Annotated in this window: 19 protein-coding genes; 12 read left to right on the top strand and 7 right to left on the bottom strand. The window is 62.0% G+C overall.

Going from position 1 to position 18,761, the window contains the following annotated elements:
- The first annotated feature begins 59 nt into the window (after window positions 1–59).
- A complete protein-coding gene (dapA, locus tag M1D34_RS10330) occupies window positions 60–944 on the top strand; it encodes a 4-hydroxy-tetrahydrodipicolinate synthase (RefSeq protein WP_027989980.1) in 885 nt (294 codons plus the stop codon).
- Window positions 944–1,423 carry an SsrA-binding protein SmpB gene (smpB, locus tag M1D34_RS10325; RefSeq protein ID WP_003527297.1) on the top strand — a complete coding sequence of 160 codons (480 nt, stop codon included), beginning with the start codon at window positions 944–946 and terminating at the stop codon, window positions 1,421–1,423. The genes dapA and smpB overlap by 1 nt, the downstream gene beginning before the upstream one ends.
- 323 nt (window positions 1,424–1,746) lie before the next feature.
- On the opposite strand, the gene M1D34_RS10320 is transcribed toward smpB, so the two are convergent.
- Both M1D34_RS10320 and M1D34_RS10315 read right to left on the bottom strand, forming a co-directional pair.
- Window positions 1,747–5,832, bottom strand: a complete 4,086-nt coding sequence (locus M1D34_RS10320) for an autotransporter outer membrane beta-barrel domain-containing protein (RefSeq protein ID WP_498778932.1) — start codon at window positions 5,830–5,832, stop codon at window positions 1,747–1,749.
- Window positions 5,833–6,334: 502 nt separating this feature from the next.
- Window positions 6,335–6,913: a LabA-like NYN domain-containing protein gene (locus M1D34_RS10315; RefSeq protein ID WP_003527296.1), complete on the bottom strand. Its 579-nt coding sequence runs from the start codon at window positions 6,911–6,913 to the stop codon at window positions 6,335–6,337.
- Window positions 6,914–7,385: 472 nt separating this feature from the next.
- Here M1D34_RS10315 and rpoZ point away from each other — a divergent pair, with 472 nt between their 5' ends.
- The 10 genes from rpoZ (at window position 7,386) to era (ending at window position 14,971) form a co-directional block, all read left to right on the top strand.
- Entirely contained in the window at window positions 7,386–7,793 is a 408-nt protein-coding gene (gene rpoZ, locus M1D34_RS10310; RefSeq protein ID WP_003527295.1) for a DNA-directed RNA polymerase subunit omega, read from the top strand.
- Between the two features lie 102 nt (window positions 7,794–7,895).
- Window positions 7,896–10,121 carry a RelA/SpoT family protein gene (locus M1D34_RS10305; RefSeq protein ID WP_003527294.1) on the top strand — a complete coding sequence of 742 codons (2,226 nt, stop codon included), beginning with the start codon at window positions 7,896–7,898 and terminating at the stop codon, window positions 10,119–10,121.
- 50 nt (window positions 10,122–10,171) lie between these two features.
- Window positions 10,172–10,405: an AbrB/MazE/SpoVT family DNA-binding domain-containing protein gene (locus tag M1D34_RS10300; protein WP_003527293.1), complete on the top strand. Its 234-nt coding sequence runs from the start codon at window positions 10,172–10,174 to the stop codon at window positions 10,403–10,405.
- Entirely contained in the window at window positions 10,402–10,779 is a 378-nt protein-coding gene (locus tag M1D34_RS10295; RefSeq protein ID WP_015007428.1) for a type II toxin-antitoxin system VapC family toxin, read from the top strand. Before M1D34_RS10300 ends, M1D34_RS10295 begins: the two co-directional genes overlap by 4 nt.
- A gap of 200 nt (window positions 10,780–10,979) precedes the next feature.
- Window positions 10,980–11,132, top strand: coding sequence for a DUF3563 family protein (locus tag M1D34_RS10290; protein ID WP_003527290.1), 153 nt, complete (start codon window positions 10,980–10,982; stop codon window positions 11,130–11,132).
- Window positions 11,133–11,440: 308 nt separating this feature from the next.
- On the top strand, window positions 11,441–11,998 hold the full coding sequence (locus M1D34_RS10285; RefSeq protein WP_014529131.1) for a DUF2062 domain-containing protein: 558 nt from the start codon (window positions 11,441–11,443) through the stop codon (window positions 11,996–11,998).
- Window positions 11,995–12,414, top strand: a complete 420-nt coding sequence (gene acpS, locus M1D34_RS10280) for a holo-ACP synthase (RefSeq protein ID WP_010969020.1) — start codon at window positions 11,995–11,997, stop codon at window positions 12,412–12,414. The genes M1D34_RS10285 and acpS overlap by 4 nt, the downstream gene beginning before the upstream one ends.
- 159 nt (window positions 12,415–12,573) lie before the next feature.
- Window positions 12,574–13,317 carry a signal peptidase I gene (lepB, locus tag M1D34_RS10275; protein ID WP_003527287.1) on the top strand — a complete coding sequence of 248 codons (744 nt, stop codon included), beginning with the start codon at window positions 12,574–12,576 and terminating at the stop codon, window positions 13,315–13,317.
- A complete protein-coding gene (rnc, locus tag M1D34_RS10270) occupies window positions 13,317–14,033 on the top strand; it encodes a ribonuclease III (RefSeq protein WP_127620528.1) in 717 nt (238 codons plus the stop codon). Before lepB ends, rnc begins: the two co-directional genes overlap by 1 nt.
- A gap of 8 nt (window positions 14,034–14,041) precedes the next feature.
- Window positions 14,042–14,971 carry a GTPase Era gene (era, locus tag M1D34_RS10265; RefSeq protein WP_013844236.1) on the top strand — a complete coding sequence of 310 codons (930 nt, stop codon included), beginning with the start codon at window positions 14,042–14,044 and terminating at the stop codon, window positions 14,969–14,971.
- A 12-nt stretch (window positions 14,972–14,983) separates the two neighbouring features.
- On the opposite strand, the gene arsH is transcribed toward era, so the two are convergent.
- Genes arsH through M1D34_RS10240 form a run of 5 tightly spaced genes read right to left on the bottom strand, consistent with a single transcriptional unit; the run spans window position 14,984 to window position 18,294 of the window.
- Entirely contained in the window at window positions 14,984–15,709 is a 726-nt protein-coding gene (arsH, locus tag M1D34_RS10260) for an arsenical resistance protein ArsH (RefSeq protein WP_010969023.1), read from the bottom strand.
- Window positions 15,702–16,124: an arsenate reductase (glutaredoxin) gene (gene arsC, locus M1D34_RS10255; RefSeq protein WP_028011999.1), complete on the bottom strand. Its 423-nt coding sequence runs from the start codon at window positions 16,122–16,124 to the stop codon at window positions 15,702–15,704. Before arsC ends, arsH begins: the two co-directional genes overlap by 8 nt.
- Window positions 16,121–16,822: an aquaglyceroporin AqpS gene (gene aqpS, locus M1D34_RS10250; protein WP_498778927.1), complete on the bottom strand. Its 702-nt coding sequence runs from the start codon at window positions 16,820–16,822 to the stop codon at window positions 16,121–16,123. Before aqpS ends, arsC begins: the two co-directional genes overlap by 4 nt.
- Window positions 16,822–17,235 (bottom strand): ArsR/SmtB family transcription factor, encoded by a 414-nt coding sequence (locus M1D34_RS10245; RefSeq protein ID WP_013844238.1) that lies wholly within the window; start codon window positions 17,233–17,235, stop codon window positions 16,822–16,824. Before M1D34_RS10245 ends, aqpS begins: the two co-directional genes overlap by 1 nt.
- A gap of 57 nt (window positions 17,236–17,292) precedes the next feature.
- On the bottom strand, window positions 17,293–18,294 hold the full coding sequence (locus M1D34_RS10240; RefSeq protein WP_015241107.1) for a glycerophosphodiester phosphodiesterase family protein: 1,002 nt from the start codon (window positions 18,292–18,294) through the stop codon (window positions 17,293–17,295).
- Between the last annotated feature and the right edge of the window lie 467 nt (window positions 18,295–18,761).

Below are 18,761 nucleotides of genomic sequence, written 5' to 3'. Positions count from 1 at the left end.
CCGTCGATTGCGGCCAAAGCGTGAGCGTATTCTGCGCCCTCGGTCGTCAGGAGTTGTGCATGTTCAAGGGTTCCATTCCCGCACTCGTAACGCCGTTCACCGCCTCCGGCTCGGTTGATGCGGATAGTTTCGTCGCGCATGTGGAGTGGCAGATAAAAGAGGGCAGCCACGGCCTTGTGCCGGTGGGCACCACGGGTGAATCTCCGACGCTTTCCCACGACGAGCATAAGAAGGTCGTGGAACTGTGCGTCGAGGCGTCGGCGCGGCGCGTACCGGTCATCGCCGGTGCCGGGTCCAATAATACCATCGAAGCGATCGAGCTTGCGCAGCATGCGGAAAAGGCCGGTGCGGACGCGATCCTCGTCGTCACGCCCTATTACAACAAGCCGACGCAGAAGGGTCTTTTCGCCCACTTCGCGGCGATCGCCGAAAGCGTGAAGCTGCCGATCGTGATCTATAACATTCCCGGCCGTTCCGTCGTCGACATGAGCGTCGAGACCATGGCGGCGCTGGCGAAGGCCCATCCGACGATCGTCGGCGTGAAGGATGCGACCGGCAGGATCGAGAGGGTTTCCGAGCAGCGCATGGCCTGCGGCAAGGCCTTCGTGCAGCTTTCGGGTGAGGATGCGACCGCGCTCGGCTTCAATGCCCATGGCGGCGTCGGCTGCATTTCCGTCACCGCGAATGTCGCGCCGCGCCTGTGCGCCGAGTTCCAGGAGGCCACCCTTGCCGGCAACTATGCCAAGGCCTTGGAGCTTCAGGACAAATTGATGCCGCTTCACAAGGCCATCTTCCTTGAGCCGGGCGTCTGCGGCGCCAAATATGCGTTGAACCGCCTCGGGCGAATGAGCTTTACCGTTCGTTCGCCGTTGTTGTCGGCGCTCGAGCCGGCCACGGCCTCGGCTATCGACGCGGCGCTCAGGCATGCAGGGCTGATGAACTGATGGCACCGAAAGGCAGCGAACGCACGGTCAAGAAGGTTGTTGCGGAAAATCGCAAGGCCCGCTTCAACTACGAGATCGTCGACACCTACGAGGCCGGTCTGGTCCTGACCGGCACGGAGGTCAAGTCGTTGCGCGAGGGGAAGGCCAATATCGCGGAATCATACGCGACCGACGAAGGCGGCGAGATCTGGCTCATCAATTCCTACCTGCCCGAATATCTGCAGGCCAACCGCTTCAATCACGAGACGCGCCGCCGCCGCAAATTGCTCCTGTCGAAAAGGGAAGTGAACCGTCTGCAGGGTGCGGTCAACCGCGAGGGGATGTCGCTGATACCGCTCCGGATATACTTCAATGAGCGAGGCAGGGCGAAGCTGGAACTGGCGCTCGGCAAGGGCAAGAAGCTGCACGACAAACGAGAGACCTCCAAGGAACGCGATTGGAACCGGCAAAAGAACAGGCTCCTCAAGGAGCGCGGCTGAGTCCTCGTCGATCGTTGGGGTATATTGCACTTCATCCGTCAGACGAGATCACGATGGACTAGGTCCGGTCGGCCTAAACCATGAAAGTGCTCGATTCCAAAAGGTTGGAGCGGGATGCGGGCGGAAAACCGCGCCCGTATCGGAGGACTGAAATCTCCCCCTTCCTCATCTCTGTGCTTGTCACAGAGATCCAGCAGCGCCGCGTCTGCGGCGCGGGAAGAGTTCATTCAGCCCAAGGACTTGGTCTGGCTAGATCCCTGTGACGAGCACAGGGATGAGGAAATCAAACAAACCGCGGCGGGTAGCCCGAATCTCAACGGGTCTCAGAACTTCATCTTCAGTCCGACGGATGCACGTACCGCGTAGCTGCCGCCGAAATCGGACAGACCGGTGGATGCGCGGGCTTCGCCATAGAGCGAATACTTGTCGTCTCCCCAGTTGTAGCTGCCGCCAATGCCGATTTCGCCAATCCAGTCATCGGCCTCGATGCCAAACGAGACGCCGGACACATCCGCGCGGGTATCGCCCAGGAACTCACGGTATAGATCGACGGTGCCGTAGAGGCGCGAGCCGCGACCGTCGCCTTCCGCGCCTTGCCATTGCTGCTCGCGATCGAGTGCGAGACCGATGCGGCCGCGCAGGCTATTTCCGTCATCGAGTGAAACCCGCGCCCCGTATGGGTCCACGAAGTCATCGAAGTTCACTGAGGTATAAGCGAGCTGCGCCTGCGGCGTCAGCGCCCACGTGTCGCCGAGGCCGATACGATGGCCCGCCTCGATGCTGACCGCATAACCCAGCCCGTCATTCCCGTCGGCAAGCCGGCCAAGAATGTCCGAGTCGAGATCGCTGTCGAACCGGGTTAGCTGGCCCTGACCGTCCAGATAGAAGCCGTTCTGTCCATACCAGGTCAGGGTCGCGCCGAGGCCGTAGCCGCGGGTGTCGATGGAGCCGTCACCATAGAAGGAAGATACATCGGTGTTGATGCCGCCATAGTGGGCAGTCAGGCCGCCGATCAGCTCGCCCTTGCCGCTGCTATGAAGAAGTGCGTCGATGCCGGCCTGCAGCAACCAGGAACGAGAGTCGTATTCCGAAACGCGGGCGCCGCTCTCCTCGGGCTCCACATGGGCACGGGTGCCGTCGATTCGAGCCCAGACGGTATTATCCTCGGCGCAGGCGGCGGCCTGATTGCCCTCGACATTCAGTGGTACGCTCCCACAGGAGAGCAAGGCAGGAACTCTCTCGCCGGAGGCACGCCGGCGCAATGTCGGGAGTTGTATGAAGCCGAGGAGGTTCCGGGCATAGGTTTCGTAGACGGGCACGCCCTGATTGTAGCTCGGGATTACCGTTTCGCCGCCTCCTGTCCCGGGGTCGACGGTTTCGCCGCCTCCTGTCCCGGGGTCGACGGTTTCGCCGCCTCCTGTCCCGGGGTCGACGGTTTCACCGCCTCCTGTCCCGGGGTCGACGGTTTCGCCGCCTCCGGTCCCGGGGTCGACGGTTTCGCCGCCTCCTGTCCCCGGATCGACGGTTTCGCCGCCTCCGGTCCCCGGGTCGACGGTTTCACCGCCTTCGGTCTCTGGATCGACAGCCTGCTCGCCTCCGGTGTCCGGGCCGGTATCGTCTTCGGCTAACGTCGACTGAAGGAACCAGTCGTCGTTATCGACCTGCCGCAGCGCATAGGCATAGGCGCCCCGGGTAATCGCGGCCTCTCCGGTTTCCTTGATTTCGGAGTTCGCGTTGGCGAGGACGAAGGTGCCGGAGGACGCGCCTGCCACATCGACCACACGAATGCCGGCCACCGTTTGAGCGCTGGGCCCGCTGGCGTTGCCTATGCTGATCGCTGTGCTGCCAGCCGTGTCGCCGCCGACGGTGATGCGGTCGGTGGGAGACGCGTCGTCACCGAGATAGGTGTCGATATAGACCGTGCTATTCTCCGCGCCGGTGTAGTTGCCGCCGACGGACAGAACGTCGCCGGTTCCTCCATCCTGCATGTCGACCGTGCCGGCATTGACTAAATTGCCGGAGATCGAATAGACGCCACTGGCGATATCCTCGCCGAAGGCGATGAATTGCGAAGTACCGTCGATCGCCATGTTGCCGGTCAGCGCGAAGGCATCGGATCCGTTAAGAACGGAGCCGTTCGTCAGGAAAAGGCCCGTTTCGGGCTCCGAGCCGGCTTCAAGTGCGCCGTCGAGAATGGTGAGATCGGCAGCGTCGAGGGTGACGATTTCCCAATTGACGATGTTGGCGCCGTTGGCGCTCGCGGTCACGCCGCTCAGGGTCAGACGGTCGGTCCAGCCATCGGCAGTCGAGACGTCGTCGCCGCCATCGAGATAGTGATGCGTCCCGTCGTAACTCTGCGCGGAGACGGTGGCGGTGTCGGAGCCGTTGCCGCCGAAGAAACTGGAAAGCCAGGTGCCGCCGCTCCAGGTGAAGCTGTCGTCGCCGTCAGCGGCGGTGGCTAACCTGTCGTCGCCATAGACATCGCCGTCGAGCACGCCGCCGGTGAGATTGATGATATCATTGCCGAGCCCCATGACGACATCGCCGGTGACCTTGCCGGCCAGCGTGGCGGTGGAATTCCCTCCCGTTTCGTCCGCCGCATCCAGATCGGAGTCGCCGTCGCGAATGGCGGTGCCCGAAGCAGAACCGTCGATCTCCGCAGCGGAGCCGATGGTGATCTTGCCGCCTGCGGAGCCGATGGTGTGAACGGCGGGAGCAGAGCCAGCGGTAACCTTGCCGTCCAGCGTTACTTCATTGCCGCCGCCCGGGCCCGCCAGGGCCCGCAGACCGCTCGCCTTCGCGCCGGTCGCGACCGCGCTGCTGCCGGCTGCCTGGGTGACCATGGTGTTGCCGAAGATCGAGAGAGCATACAAGGCGTGGCTCTGCGCCCCCGCAGTCGTAGCGCTGCCGCCCGCCTGCTCGATGGAAGCCAGGCCGGACCCGAAGGAGAGCGCCGCGATTGCGTAGCTGCCCTCATTGCCGCCAATCTCGCCGCCGCTGGTCATGATCGTGCCTGCCCGCTGCACGGCAGTTGCTTTTCCTGTCGAGGGCGTCGGGCCGATGTCGGTCTCTGCGATCATTCCACCCGCGCCGTCGCCGGTGGTCGTTATGCTGCCGGCTTGCATGATCACGCTGGCATCGGCATTGATGCTCGTCGGGATACTTTCATCGCCGGCGTGAGCGATCAGGCCCTCTGCATCGCGACCGGCCGTCTTCACGTTCCCGTCCACCAAGCGGGCGGTGGCCGTTCCGCCGGCGCCCTTCGCGGTCGCGATCAGGCCTTCCGCGTTATCCCCGCCGGTCGAGACGTCTCCGCCGTCCAGCGAGACGCGCGCCTCGCCCATGTTTCCCTGGCTGATGGCCGCGAGCCCGATCGCCGATGCTCCAGCCGTGGCAATGCTTCCTTTGGTGACTTCGGTAACGGCATTGCCGTCTCCTGCCTCGGCCCGAATCCCTATAGCACCCTCGCCGCGCGTCGTGATTTTGCTCTTTTCCAGAACGACCATGCTGTCACCCGGGTCCAGATTGAAGGCTTGAGCGCCATGTGCCCTTGTGCCCGAGGTCTCGATCGCCGCCTCGTTGCGGACGAAAACCGAAGCGTTGCCCCTGCCGGACTTGCTGTCCTCGACTCTCGCCTCCATACCGATACTTAGATTTCCGCCGGTCGTTACCGTGATATTGTCGCCGGCAACGGTCACGTCGCCGTCTCCCAGGGACGCGCTATGCTTCAGTCCGCGAACGCCTATCGACGACAGGCCATGGGTGACGATCGTTCCGTCCTTCGCCGTCACCGCGACATTGCCTATGCCGGTTTCTGTGCGGCCATAGATACCTTGAGAGTAGGATCCGAAGGTCTCGATCGTGGAATCTTCTCCCGAGAAATCGGCGATCACATCACTCTTGTTGTTTTCGTTGGCCCCGGGCTGCCAGGCGTAAATTCCCGCTGCGTTGTATCCATATGTGATGATGCTGCCGCTCAGCATCGTCGCTGAAACGAGCCCCGCACCGCGCTGCGTCACTCTCAATCCATCGGCGTACTCGCCTACCTCTCTGTCGGAGCGTGTTCCAATTCTGTCCGGCTCGCCGGTCGTCACCGTCGAGCCCTCCATCGTCACGATGAGATCGCCTTCGCTCGTGACCTTGTCCGAACGGATGTCGATCGCAGGCCGATCGCTGCCCGCATCGTCCGCCCATCTGACCGCCACGCTGTCGATCGTCGCCCTCAGTCCGGTATCAATACGATATTCGATATGGGTTCCGGGCCCCTTCGGGTAAGTGGACGTGTTGCAGGTCACAACTCCGCCAATGGCCGGGCCGCATTCGTTTATCGCATGGGCCGGGCTCACGGCGCCTGCTCCGATCGCGAGCGTAAAGCCGACCGATGCAAGGACCGGGCCTGCGGGGATCACGAAAGTTTTAGAGCCGGTGCCCCAACTCGCATACAGCGCGGTGCTGCTTGCCTCTTGGTGCAAGCGAGTTCTCAACGAAAGAGTCTTCCGTTTGCGAAGGGCGGCTCTTGCGCCTCGGCTGGTGCAGGAATCACTCATCACTCAGCTCCCACTCCGCAGCCCGAAGCTTCGGCAGCGAGGGCCATCAGTGTCTGAATCGCATATTCAGGCAATTCGGAGAGGTCTGTTCACCGAATCGTAGAATCGGCAGCAGAGATAAGACAACGCAGGTTGTCGCTTATGAGCAAATAAGGGAATCCCGCAGCTGAACCGTGCCTCATCGGCACGGCCCAGGAAACGTCTCGCAGGACTGCAATCTCTCCGCTTCCGTCATTTCTGTGCTTGTCACAGAGATGAGAGCAGCGCCGCGTCTGCGGCGCTGGGAAGATTTCTTTCAGCTCAAGGACTTGGCTGGCTGGATCCCTGTGACGAGCACAGGGATTAGGAAAAATCCCAACAGGCCTTAAAGCTCGACGTCGTCGGCGACCGGCTCGACAGGGCGCTGAACGCGTTCGGACGGTTCGCGGCCGATCTCTCCCCTAAGGGTCGCGAGATCGATGAAGTGGTCGGCCTGGCGGCGCAGGTCGTCGGCAATCATCGGCGGCTGCGTCGACATGGTCGAGACCACGGAAACCTTTCGCCCCTTGCGCTGCAGCGCTTCGACGAGTGTGGTGAAATCGCCGTCGCCGGAGAAAATCACCAGGTGGTCGACCGATTCGGACTGCTCCATGGCGTCGATGGCCAGCTCGATGTCCATGTTCCCCTTGATCTTGCGGCGTCCGAGGGAATCGGTGAATTCCTTGGCAGGCTTGGTCACGACCTTATAGCCATTATAGTCCAGCCAGTCGATCAGCGGGCGGATCGACGAATATTCCTGGTCCTCGATGAGTGCGGTGTAGTAGTAGGCCCTGAGCAGGTAGCCGCGCTTCTGGAAGGCCTTGAGCAGCTTGCGGTAATCGATGTCGAAGCCGAGGCTCTTCGACGCGGCGTAGAGGTTGGCGCCATCGATAAAAAGAGCGATTTTCTCGCGAGGATCGAACATCGTTACTTCCTTTTTCCGTACCCTGCACAGTGACCGGACCAACCCCGCGGAGCGTCACGCTTAAAATTGGCGGATTAAATTAAAGCTCACTTATCTGCAAATAATGTGGTCATGCCAACGCATTATTCCAACCAGGGCGCGGCGCCTATAGCTAGTTTTAGCAGTTGCTGCAGTTCGTCCACATTTTCAATCTATAATTGTTGCTGGATACGTGTTCGAAATTATCACGAAATACAGGCAGTGTCTGTGACCCGATGGCAGCGTTCCACAGACGTGGCATTTTATCATGCTCCGCGCGATGACGTGAGCCGGATGCAGGAAAAACTTGAACTTATGCTGTTTTGATTGTATCGGACGCCTAATTCCAGAAATCGGAGCTGATGGAGCCGCATGTCAGCGGACGTTCCGGTTTCGCGTTGTTAAACCTGCCGCGGCGATGCCGCCGCATCTCTTGAGTCGTAAAGGACAGGCCATGGCCCGCGTCACCGTCGAAGACTGCATCGACAAGGTCGAAAACCGTTTCGAACTCGTCCTTCTTGCCAGCCACCGCGCACGCCTGGTTTCCCAGGGTGCCCCGATTACGGTCGACCGCGACAACGACAAGAACCCGGTCGTTGCACTGCGCGAGATCGCCGATGAAACCCTGTCGCCCGGCGACCTGAAGGAAGACCTGATCCACTCGCTGCAGAAACATGTGGAAGTGGACGAGCCGGAACCCGATCCGGCGTCGCTCGTCCAGACCGAAGCAGCCCCTGCCTTCGCTGAGGCCGCCGAAGAGGAAGACCAGCCGGAAGCGTTGACCTTCGACCGCATGTCCGAAGAAGAACTGCTGGCCGGCATCGAAGGCCTCGTTCCTCCGGAAAAGAGCGACGACTACTGAGATTCGTTCCGGAACAACGTTCCGACGTGTTATCGAAGCAGTGCGCCACTCATATGATTGGCGCACTTTTTTATTTGCCTGATTTCACGGAGCCGCTAGCGGATGATGCGCCAATACGAGCTCGTTGAGCGCGTGCAGAAATACAAGCCCGACGTCAACGAGGCGCTGCTGAACAAGGCCTATGTCTACGCCATGCAGAAGCACGGGCAGCAGAAGCGGGCAAGCGGCGATCCTTACATCTCCCATCCCCTGGAAGTGGCGGCGATCCTGACCGAAATGCATCTGGACGAATCCACGATCGCCGTCGCGCTGCTGCACGACACGATCGAGGATACGACCGCGACGCGGCAGGAGATAGACGACCTCTTCGGCGAGGATATCGGCGCCTTGGTCGAAGGCCTCACCAAGATCAAGAAGCTCGACCTTGTCACCAAGAAGGCCAAGCAGGCGGAAAATCTTCGCAAGCTGCTGCTCGCCATTTCGGACGACGTCCGCGTGCTCCTGGTCAAGCTTGCCGATCGCCTCCACAATATGCGCACCCTCGACCACATGTCGGCCGAAAAGCGCGCGCGCATCTCCGAGGAGACGATGGACATCTATGCGCCTCTGGCAGGGCGCATGGGCATGCAGGACATGCGCGAGGAGCTCGAGAACCTGTCCTTCCGCCACATCAACCCGGAGGCTTACGAGACCGTTACCAGACGCCTCCAGGAGCTCTCCGAGCGCAATGAGGGGCTGATCAAGAAGATCGAGGAGGAACTGAGCGAACTGCTTCAGGCCGAGGGGCTTACGGACGCACAGGTCAGAGGGCGCCAGAAGAAGCCCTATTCGGTTTTCCGCAAGATGCAGTCGAAATCGCTCTCCTTCGAGCAGCTCTCGGATGTCTGGGGCTTCCGCATCATCGTCAACGACATCCCGTCCTGCTATCGCGCGCTGGGTATCGTGCACACCCGCTGGCGTGTCGTGCCGGGACGCTTCAAGGACTACGTCTCGACCCCGAAACAGAACGACTATCAATCGATTCACACGACGATCATCGGCCCGTCGCGCCAGCGCATCGAACTGCAGATCCGCACGAAGCGCATGCATGAGATCGCCGAATACGGTATCGCGGCCCACGCACTCTACAAGGATCGAGACACCGTTTCCGGTGACCTGACGCGCACTCCGACATCGAATGCCTATTCCTGGCTGCGCCGCACGATCGAATCGCTTGCCGAGGGCGACAATCCGGAGGAGTTTCTCGAGCACACCAAACTCGAACTCTTCCAGGATCAGGTCTTCTGCTTCACACCGAAGGGGCAGCTGATAGCGCTGCCGCGCGGCGCCACCCCGATCGACTTTGCCTATGCCGTGCATACGAACATCGGCGACACCTGCGTCGGGGCCAAGATCAATGGTCGCATCATGCCGCTGGTGACGCGGCTCAACAACGGCGACGAGGTCGAGATCATCCGCTCGGGCATTCAGGTGCCGCCGCCGGCCTGGGAAGAGATCGTCGTCACGGGCAAGGCGCGGGCGGCCATCCGCCGCGCGACCCGCGCCGCCATCCGCAAGCAATATGCCGGCCTCGGCTATCGCATCCTCGAGCGCACCTTCGAACGGGCGGGCAAGACCTTCTCGCGCGAGGCCTTGAAGCCGGTGCTGCATCGGCTCGGGCAGAAGGACGTGGAGGACGCCATTGCCGCGGTCGGGCGCGGCGAACTCTCCTCGCTCGACGTTCTGCGCGCCGTGTTTCCCGATCATCAGGACGAGCGCGTAACCGTGAAGCCCAGCGCCGACGACGGCTGGTTCAACATGCGCAGCGCCGCGGGCATGATCTTCAAGCTGCCGGAGCGGTCGAAGGAAATGGCCGCAGCGGAGCAGGCGGAGGGGCCGGAAGCCCTGCCGATCCGCGGCCTCTCCGGCAATGCCGAGGTCCATTTCAGTCCTGCCGGCGCCGTTCCCGGCGATCGCATCGTCGGCATCATGGACAAGGACAAAGGCATCACCATCTATCCGATCCAGTCGCCGATCCTGCAGAAGTTCGACGAAGAGCCCGAGCGCTGGATCGACGTTCGTTGGGATCTCGACGAGGCGAACAACAGCCGTTTCATGGCGAGGATTGCGGTCAGCGCCTTGAACGAGCCCGGCACGCTGGCGGAGGTCGCGCAGGCCATCGCGACCACCGACGTTAATATCCGCTCGCTTTCCATGGGGCGCGTCGCCGCGGACTTCAGCGAATTGCAGTTCGATCTCGAGGTCTGGGACCTGCGCCAGCTCAACCATCTGATGGCGCAGCTCAAGGAATTGCCGAGCATATCCATGGTCAAGCGTTTGTTCGAATAGGGCGCCTGTTCGAACAGGGGGGACACTCCCGCAGAATACAGGAGGCCGGAATGGCAACCACCGTTACGATCAAGGGGCAGGTCGCGATACCGAAAGCGGTGCGCGAACTGCTTGGTATCAAGCCGGGCAGCAAGGTTGACTTCCGCCGCACCGGCAACGGCATCGTCGAAATCAGGCGGGCCGACAGCAAACCTGTCCGCAGCCGTTTCCAGAATCTGCGCGGCCATGCCGGCGAGGGCCTCAGCACGGATGACATTATGGCGCTGACGCGTGGTGATGCGTGACGCTGGTCGACACAAGCGTTCTGCTTGATCTCGTTACCGATGACGCAAACTGGGCGGCAAGCCTGCAGAGCCCGCTTCTGATCAATGACATGATCTATGCGGAGCTCGGCGTGCGATACGAACGCATTGAAACGCTCGATTCGTTCATAGCCGAAGCCGGCCTGGAGCGGGTGGCCCTGCCCCGTGCCGCACTGTTCCTGGCCGGCAAGGTCTTTGCGAAGTATCGCAGGGCAGGGGGCGCGCGGACCGGCGTGCTGCCGGACTTCTTCATCGGTGCCCACGCAGCGATCGTCGGAATTCCGCTGCTGACACGTGATGCCTCCCGCTACCGCACTTCCTTTCCCACTGTCGGGCTCATCACTCCGACCGCGTGAAATCGATCCCGTTCACCTGACTTTTCGATCCGTCCATTCCGGGCGCGAATTCAGGCACATTGCCTTTGAAATAAGCAGATCGTCGCATCGAGCTCGACAGTCATGCGTCTTTCGCATGGCTGCCGCCGCTTCGCGGGACTGGTGGCGGTTCGGCTGGTGAACTATCTTTCGCATCGGGAGGTGAACGAAAGGGGTTTGCCATGTTCAAGCAGTTGAAGAAAATCACCCGTGCCCTGCACATTCCGAGCGTTGAAGAGCGCGAGACCGCCTATCTGAACGGCTCCGTCGACCGGATCGACCTGGAATACCGTCAGCGTCAGATCGACCGCGGCCTTTTCCGGAAGGGCTTCTGATCGCGAATGCGGCGCGCCGGAGAGGCGCGCCACGGCTGCCGCGCCCAGCGGTAGCCTGAGCTATGCGTTCTACGAATAGCTCTCTTGCCTTATCTGTCGGTCTGGCGCCTTACGGTGCCGCGCCTCTTGTCAGATGCGCAAAGGTCGCCGTGACGTTTTGATCTGCCGCATGACTCAGTCCGTCAAGGATTGAAGGAACCACGCAGCAGCTTGCACATGGCGTGCGTGGCGCCTATCTTGCGCCCATCGAAAGGCGGGCGGTCCGTCTTGCGCCGGCGGGCGGCTTTGAATGCGAACATGACGGCATAATGTTATTCAGGCGCAGAAAACCGGTCACACTCTCCGAGAGGCTTCGCGCCTTCTTCTGGCCGCGCAAGGGGCTGACGCGCGCTCCTCGCTACATTGCCCTTCGAATTCTCCGTCTGAACTCGTCTCCGCACTCGATCGCCGTTGGGGTGGCGGCGGGTGCTGCGTCGTCTTTGACGCCGTTCTTCGGCCTGCACATCGTTCTCGCCGTCCTTCTCGCGTCGGCGTTTTCCGGAAATCTGATCGCGGCCGCGATTACGACGCTGCTCGCCAATCCCATTACGATACCGGTCATCCTGACCGCTTCCTATGAGGTCGGCACGATGATTACGCAGCCGCAAGCCGCTCAGGTGATCGGCGGTCAAGAGATCATGCGGATGGTCGAACATCTCGATCTTGCAAGCCTTTGGGGTCCGGTCTTCAAGCCGATGCTCATAGGCTCGCTTCCTCTTTCAGCGGCGGGTGCCTTGATATTCTACCCGCTTGCCTTTCAGACGGCCCGCCTCTTTCAGGAGCGGCGCCGGCAGGCCCGCTCGCACAAATTCGGACATCCGACATGATCATCGGTATCGGCAGCGATCTCATCGATATCAGGCGTATCGAAAACTCGCTCCAGCGCTTCGGCGAGCGTTTCGTCAACCGGTGCTTCACCGATATCGAAATCGCCAAATCCGAAGGCCGCAAAAACCGTGCGGCCTCCTATGCCAAGCGTTTCGCCGCAAAGGAGGCCTGTTCCAAGGCACTGGGCACAGGCCTGGCTCAAGGCGTGTTCTGGAAAGATATGGGCGTCGTGAACCTGCCCGGCGGGAAGCCGACGATGCAACTGACCGGCGGCGCAGCCGCGCGCCTTCAGGAAATGCTGCCGGTCGGCCACCGCGCCGCAATCCATCTGACCATCACCGACGACTTCCCGCTTGCTCAAGCTTTCGTGATTATCGAAGCGCTCCCGGTTGCCCCCGCCGAGGGAACGGTTTAGAGCACTTGCCGAAAGCCCGGCCCGCGGTCGCTTGAAGCACGGTATTCCCGCGACATATAGCATCGAGTTGCGGGGCGGCGTGCGCATGAGTTCGGGCGCAGACGAACGTTGAAGCGTTAGGCCCGGGTGCCCCGGGCAGGATGACAAGGAAGACTGAGCGTGGCAGAAAAGACAGAAGCGAAGCAGAGCGGTCTCTGGGAGAACGTCAAGGTCATTATCCAGGCGCTGCTCCTCGCCGTGGTCATCCGCACCGTCTTCTTTCAGCCCTTCACGATCCCGTCCGGCTCGATGATGCCGACGCTTCTTGTCGGCGACTACATCTTCGTCAACAAGTTCGCCTACGGCTATTCGAAATACTCGCTGCCCTTCTCGCCGGACCTTTTCAGCGGCAGGATCTTTGCGAGCGAACCGGACCGGGGCGACATCGTCGTCTTCCGGTTCCCGCCCAATCCCGACATCGACTACATCAAGCGCCTCGTCGGCCTGCCGGGCGACCGCATCCAGGTCAGGAACAGCGTTCTCTACGTCAACGACAAGCCGGTCGAACGGGTGCCGGACGGCACGTTCCGCGCGGACGACCAGTACGACACGGGCGGCGATGTTCCGGTCTATCGCGAGACGATGGACAACGGCATGACCTACGACACGCTCGACCAGTTCCCGGATTCGCGCGGCGACAACACCCGTGAATTCATCGTCCCGGAAGGTCATTATTTCATGATGGGCGACAACCGGGACAACTCCGCCGACAGCCGTTTCGACGTCGGCTTCGTGCCGGCTGAAAACCTTGTCGGCCGGGCGAGCCTGATCTTCTTCTCGCTCGGCAACGACACCTCGTTCCGGCAGATCTGGAAATGGCCGGCGAACCTGCGTTACGATCGTTTGTTCAAGGTCGTCCACTGATGAAGGGCCGCTCGTTGAACGCGGAGGACCGGGCGCGGCTCGAGGCCGCGATCGGTTACCGGTTCGCCGAGAAGGAACGTCTCGACCGGGCGCTGACGCATTCGAGCGCTCGCAGCGGCCGTGCGATCAACTATCAGCGGCTCGAATTCCTGGGAGACCGGGTGCTTGGGCTCTGCGTCGCGGAACTCCTGTTCCAGACCTTCACCGATGCCAACGAAGGCGAGCTCTCGGTGCGCCTGAACCAGCTCGTCAGCGCGGAGAGCTGCGCCAAGGTGGCGGATGAGCTCTCGCTGCATGAATTCATCCGTACCGGCTCGGATGTGAAGAAGATCACGGGCAAGCACATGATGAATGTGCGCGCCGATGTGGTAGAGTCGCTGATCGCCGCGATCTATCTCGATGGCGGCCTGGATGCGGCGCGACGTTTCGTGCTCGAGCATTGGACGCATCGGGCTGCAAGCGCAGACGGCGCCAGGCGGGACGCCAAGACGGAACTGCAGGAATGGGCGCATGCCAGGTTCGGTGTCGCGCCGAAATACAGGACGGATGACCGTTCCGGCCCCGATCACGATCCGCGCTTCACCGTGACGGTGGAGGTCGACGGGATCGCGCCGGAGACGGGGGTCGATCGTTCCAAGCGTGGGGCCGAGCAGGTCGCGGCCATGAAATTGCTGGAACGCGAAGGTGTGTGGCAGAAGCGCTCTGCCGGGAATTGACGGATATCATGACGGATACTCAAAAGGATACGGCCGCCGGCGCAGTGCCGACGCGCTCGGGCTTCGTGGCGCTGATCGGGGCGACGAATGCCGGCAAGTCGACACTGGTCAATCGCCTTGTCGGGGCGAAAGTGTCGATCGTCAGCCACAAGGTGCAGACGACGCGGGCGATCATCCGCGGCATTGCAATCCACGGCAGCGCGCAGATCGTCTTCATGGACACGCCCGGCATCTTCAAGCCGCGGCGCCGGCTCGACCGCGCCATGGTCACCACGGCCTGGGGCGGAGCCAAGGACGCCGATCTGATCATGCTGCTGATCGACAGCGAGCGTGGGATCAAGGGTGACGCGGAGGCGATCCTTGAAGGCCTGAAGGAGGTACATCAGCCGAAGGTCCTCGTCCTCAACAAGGTCGATCAAGTTCGCCGCGAGGATTTGCTGAAGCTTGCGGCGGCTGCGAACGACGTGGTCGCATTCGAGCGCACCTTCATGATCTCGGCGCTGACGGGTTCCGGCTGCGAAGACGTGATGGATTATCTCGCCGAGACGCTGCCGGAAGGTCCATGGTACTATCCCGAGGATCAGATCTCCGATCTGCCGATGCGCCAGCTCGCCGCCGAGATCACCCGCGAGAAGCTCTTCCTCCGGCTGCATCAGGAGCTTCCCTATGCATCTCACGTGGAAACGGAGAAATGGGAGGAACGCAAGGACGGTTCCGTGCGCATCGAACAGGTGATCTACGTGGAACGCGACAGCCAGAAGAAGATCGCCCTCGGCAAGGGCGGCGAGGCGATCAAGGCGATCTCAACCGCCGCGCGCAAGGAAATCTCCGAAATCCTCGAGCAGCCGGTGCACCTCTTCCTGTTCGTCAAGGTGCGTGAGAACTGGGGCGACGATCCGGAGCGCTTCCGCGAAATGGGGCTCGACTTTCCGAAGTAGCGGGAAGGAACGTCAGACGCTCTTCAACGTCACGCGGTGTTCGAGCTCCGCAGCCGATTCCTTGCGCTCGCTGTAACGGTCGGTCAGGTAAGCGGAGCAGTCACGCGTCAGAAGCGTGAATTTCACCAGCTCTTCCATGACGTCGACGACGCGATCGTAATAGCTCGACGGCTTCATGCGGCCGTTCGCATCGAATTCCTGGAACGCCTTGGCGACGGATGACTGGTTCGGAATCGTGATCATGCGCATCCAACGGCCGAGAATGCGCATCTGGTTCACCGCATTGAAGCTCTGCGAGCCTCCCGAAACCTGCATCACGGCAAGCGTCTTTCCTTGAGTCGGCCGGATGGAGCCGGTGGAAAGCGGGATCCAGTCGATCTGAGCCTTCATGATCCCGGTCATCGCGCCGTGCCGCTCCGGGCTCACCCATACCTGTCCTTCGGACCAGATCGACAATTCGCGCAGTTCCTGCACCTTGGGGTGGCTCACCGGCGCCGCGTCGGGAAGCGGCAGACCGGATGGATCGAAGACCTTCACTTCCGCGCCGAAAAATTCGAGCAGACGCCGGGCCTCCTCGGCCAAAAGGCGGCTGTAGGATACGGTCCGCAGCGACCCGTAGAGGATCAGGATGCGTGGCCTGTGGGTCGAAAAGGCCGGGCGCAGGCTGGCGCTATCCGGCAGCCGCAGCTGTTGCAGGTTCGCCGCAGGCAGGTCATGGCTCGAATCGTCGTCAGACAATGCGCTTGCCTCCGGCGTCGAGGACGGCTTCGCCGTCCTCCTTGGAAAACGGACCCTTGTGGGTGTCGGGCAGAATGTCGAGCACGACCTCGGAAGGCCGGCAAAGGCGCGTGCCGAGTGGCGCCACGACGAAGGGACGATTGATGAGGATCGGATGCTCGAGCATCGCATCGAGCAGTTCCTCGTCGCTCCGCGACGGGTCTCCGAGGCCGAGTTCGGCGAAGGGTGTGCCTTTTTCGCGCATCGCCTGGCGCACCGTCAGCCCGGCGGCGGCTATCATCGCCTCAAGCTCGGCGCGTGAAGGAGGGTTCTTCAGATATTCGACGACGGTCGGCTCGATGCCGGCATTGCGTATCATGGCCAGCGTGTTGCGCGAGGTGCCGCAAGCCGGATTATGGTAGATGGTGACGGTCATGGAGCGGTCTCCGGGGAGGTTTGACGAATGATGGGTCGGGCGGGCTGCAAGAGCCATCGCATCAGCGCGAGCGCGCAGACGGCCCCGAGCAGTTCGGCGATCACGAACCCCGGCAGGTCGCCCGGGCGGATGCCGGAAAAGGTGTTTGTGAACGACCGCGCCAGTGCCACGGCGGGATTGGCGAAGGACGTGGATGCGGTGAACCAGTAGGCGGCAGTGATGTAGAGACCAACGAGCCAGGGCACGGCCTCGCGGTGGAAACGGATGCCGGCAAGTATGGTGGCGACGAGCCCAAAGGCCGCGACTGCCTCGGAGAGCCACTGCGCCGGACCGGTGCGCACCTTCATGGACATGTCGAGCGGCGGAAGATCGAACATCAGGTGGGCGAGGGCGGTCCCGGCAATCGCGCCGGCCACTTGCGCGATGACATAGGCGGCGCAGTCCCGTCGCGTAAGTCTGCCGCAAAGGGCGAAGACAAGCGACACCGCCGGATTGAAATGCGCTCCTGACAGCGGGCCGAGAATGGTGACCAGGACGACGAGGATTGCGCCGGTGGCGATAGTGTTGGCAACGAGCGCCAGGGCGTCGTCCGCGGTAAGCGCATCGGCCATGATCCCCGACCCGACGACCGCCGCGACGAGAAGGCCGGTGCCGAGCGCTTCTGCAACACAGCGCCGTGTCAGGTCGAACTCCTGCATCAATTCTTCCGATCCGCGGCTTCGCCGTCCATTCCGCCGCCTTCGGAGCGATGGCTGCGGGATGCCGGTCTATCCATTGGCGAACAGCATGGCGTGAGATCTGCAACGAGCGGCGCGCAAACGTCCGGATGGCCGGCGCAGCAGTCCTTGAGCAGAAAGCTCACGACGTGGCGCAATCCGTCGAGGTCGGCGCGGTAGATGATCGACCGGCTCTGCCGGCGCGTTGTCACCAGCCCTGCGCGCTGCAACTGCGCGAGGTGGGTGGACATGGTGTTGTGCGGAACGTTCAGAAGCCGCGCGATCTCCCCTGCCGGCAGTCCGTCCGGTTCATGCTTGACCAGGAACCGGAAAGCGTCAAGCCGCGTCGGCTGAGCGAGAGCGGCGAAGGCGGCGATAGTGTCAACTGTGTCCATTTGTCGAGATATATCGACATGTGGTGACCCACGCAAGAGAAAGGTTGCGCTCTTCTGCTACTGCCGATTGGCCTGATCGGTCGCTGCGCCGGGGCGCTTGCCGAGAAGGGGAGCGATTGTTTCCGCCTTGTTGGTCCATACGTAGCCGGAGAAGCCCTCGGGAACGAAGGCGAGATCATCGGTGCTGTCGATGCCGGAGGTGAAATCGCCGCCGCTGTAAGGGCCAAGCAGGATGATTTCGCTGCCGGCGGCCTGCATGCGGGCCGCGAACCGGTCGGGCCAGCCCCACAGAAACCTTGCATAATTACCGGGCACGATGATCAGCGTATCGCGACAGGCGTCCGGTACGATGCCGGTCCAGCCATAGGCGGCGTAGCGGCCAAGGCAGGCGATCGTGGATTGTCGATCATAGCCTCTGAGCCCCGGAACCAGCCGGAGCGTTTCCTGCGTCGGAGCAGTGCCGCCATAGACGCCGAACACCTGTTTGCGCCAATCCGGGTGGAACCGGAGCAGGACGGCGAGGGTCGCTCCTTCCTCCCGCCGCTCGCTCTTGAAATTGATCAGGAAGCGGCCCTCGGGCAGGGCCTTGAAAACTTCCGTCAGCGTCGGCATCTGGCCGGCCCCCTGGCCGCGGAAGGGGAAGGACTTGCCGCCGTCGGCCGTATAGCCGTAGCCGATGTCCAGTGTCTTCAGCTCGGACATCGGGGTTTCCTGGGTGACGCCGCTCCCATCCGTCCGGCAGTCGAGCGTCCAGTCGTGAAACACGGCAAACTGGCGATCCGGTGTCAGGTGGACGTCGAGCTCGACGACGTCCGCGCCGCTCTCCATCGCCGCGCGCATCGAGGCAATCGTATTTTCGAGATAGCTGTGGCGCGGCGTTTCGATGCGCTCGGCGGTGCAGGTGTCGTTGTCGAGACCTTCCGAGTGAAAAACCTGGTGGATGCCGCGATGGGCGAGGATCTTTGCATTGCCGGAGGGGGGCGGCGCCAGAAGCGACGTATTGAGAAGCCAGACGATGGCGACGACGACGACGAGCGCAACCGCTGCGATCTTCTTCATCGTGTATCCTCCTCTCGCGACGGGCTTGCCGCGACAATGTGGCGTGACGATGTTACCGGTAGGTATACGAGTGTTACAAGGGATCGGCACCGCTCTGTCACCCGGCGCATGATCGGCCGGCCACCACGAATCGCAGGTAGGCGCTCGGAAGCGGTCCTGCAACACCCGTCTCGAAAGGGGGGAGAAAGATAGCCTCGATGCACCGGCCGGCCCCACGCGCACGGTCTTGCCTCGGTGCTTTCGAATTTGCTAAGCAAACAAATCTTTGAGGGGCCACAAAAAAGCCCCATTGAATAACCGCCGAACACAGCTAAGTTAATGGAAGTTCTGATGGATAGGAGCCCGATGGGCTGGCCTGACGAATTCCCGCAGCTGGTCCTTGCCTCGCTTAGCGAGGACTCGCCGGAAACCGTGAGGTTGCGCTCGAGCCGGTTTCTCGCCGCTTCCGGATGTGGCCGCGCGCTTCC

The sequence above is a fragment of the Ensifer sp. D2-11 genome (assembly GCF_054161295.1).
The sequence above is the reverse complement of the archived record's forward strand: the minus strand, read 5'-3'. Positions and strand labels throughout refer to the sequence as shown.

Coding starts and splice junctions, on each gene's coding strand:
- acpS (WP_010969020.1), top strand. CDS start 11,995: ATGATCATCGGTATCGGCAGCGATCTCATCGATATCAGGCGTATCGAA.
- M1D34_RS10305 (WP_003527294.1), top strand. CDS start 7,896: ATGATGCGCCAATACGAGCTCGTTGAGCGCGTGCAGAAATACAAGCCC.
- dapA (WP_027989980.1), top strand. CDS start 60: ATGTTCAAGGGTTCCATTCCCGCACTCGTAACGCCGTTCACCGCCTCC.
- M1D34_RS10240 (WP_015241107.1), bottom strand. CDS start 18,294: ATGAAGAAGATCGCAGCGGTTGCGCTCGTCGTCGTCGTCGCCATCGTC.
- arsC (WP_028011999.1), bottom strand. CDS start 16,124: ATGACCGTCACCATCTACCATAATCCGGCTTGCGGCACCTCGCGCAAC.
- rpoZ (WP_003527295.1), top strand. CDS start 7,386: ATGGCCCGCGTCACCGTCGAAGACTGCATCGACAAGGTCGAAAACCGT.
- M1D34_RS10290 (WP_003527290.1), top strand. CDS start 10,980: ATGTTCAAGCAGTTGAAGAAAATCACCCGTGCCCTGCACATTCCGAGC.
- aqpS (WP_498778927.1), bottom strand. CDS start 16,822: ATGCAGGAGTTCGACCTGACACGGCGCTGTGTTGCAGAAGCGCTCGGC.
- M1D34_RS10285 (WP_014529131.1), top strand. CDS start 11,441: ATGTTATTCAGGCGCAGAAAACCGGTCACACTCTCCGAGAGGCTTCGC.
- M1D34_RS10300 (WP_003527293.1), top strand. CDS start 10,172: ATGGCAACCACCGTTACGATCAAGGGGCAGGTCGCGATACCGAAAGCG.
- M1D34_RS10245 (WP_013844238.1), bottom strand. CDS start 17,235: ATGGACACAGTTGACACTATCGCCGCCTTCGCCGCTCTCGCTCAGCCG.
- smpB (WP_003527297.1), top strand. CDS start 944: ATGGCACCGAAAGGCAGCGAACGCACGGTCAAGAAGGTTGTTGCGGAA.
- rnc (WP_127620528.1), top strand. CDS start 13,317: ATGAAGGGCCGCTCGTTGAACGCGGAGGACCGGGCGCGGCTCGAGGCC.
- M1D34_RS10315 (WP_003527296.1), bottom strand. CDS start 6,913: ATGTTCGATCCTCGCGAGAAAATCGCTCTTTTTATCGATGGCGCCAAC.
- era (WP_013844236.1), top strand. CDS start 14,042: ATGACGGATACTCAAAAGGATACGGCCGCCGGCGCAGTGCCGACGCGC.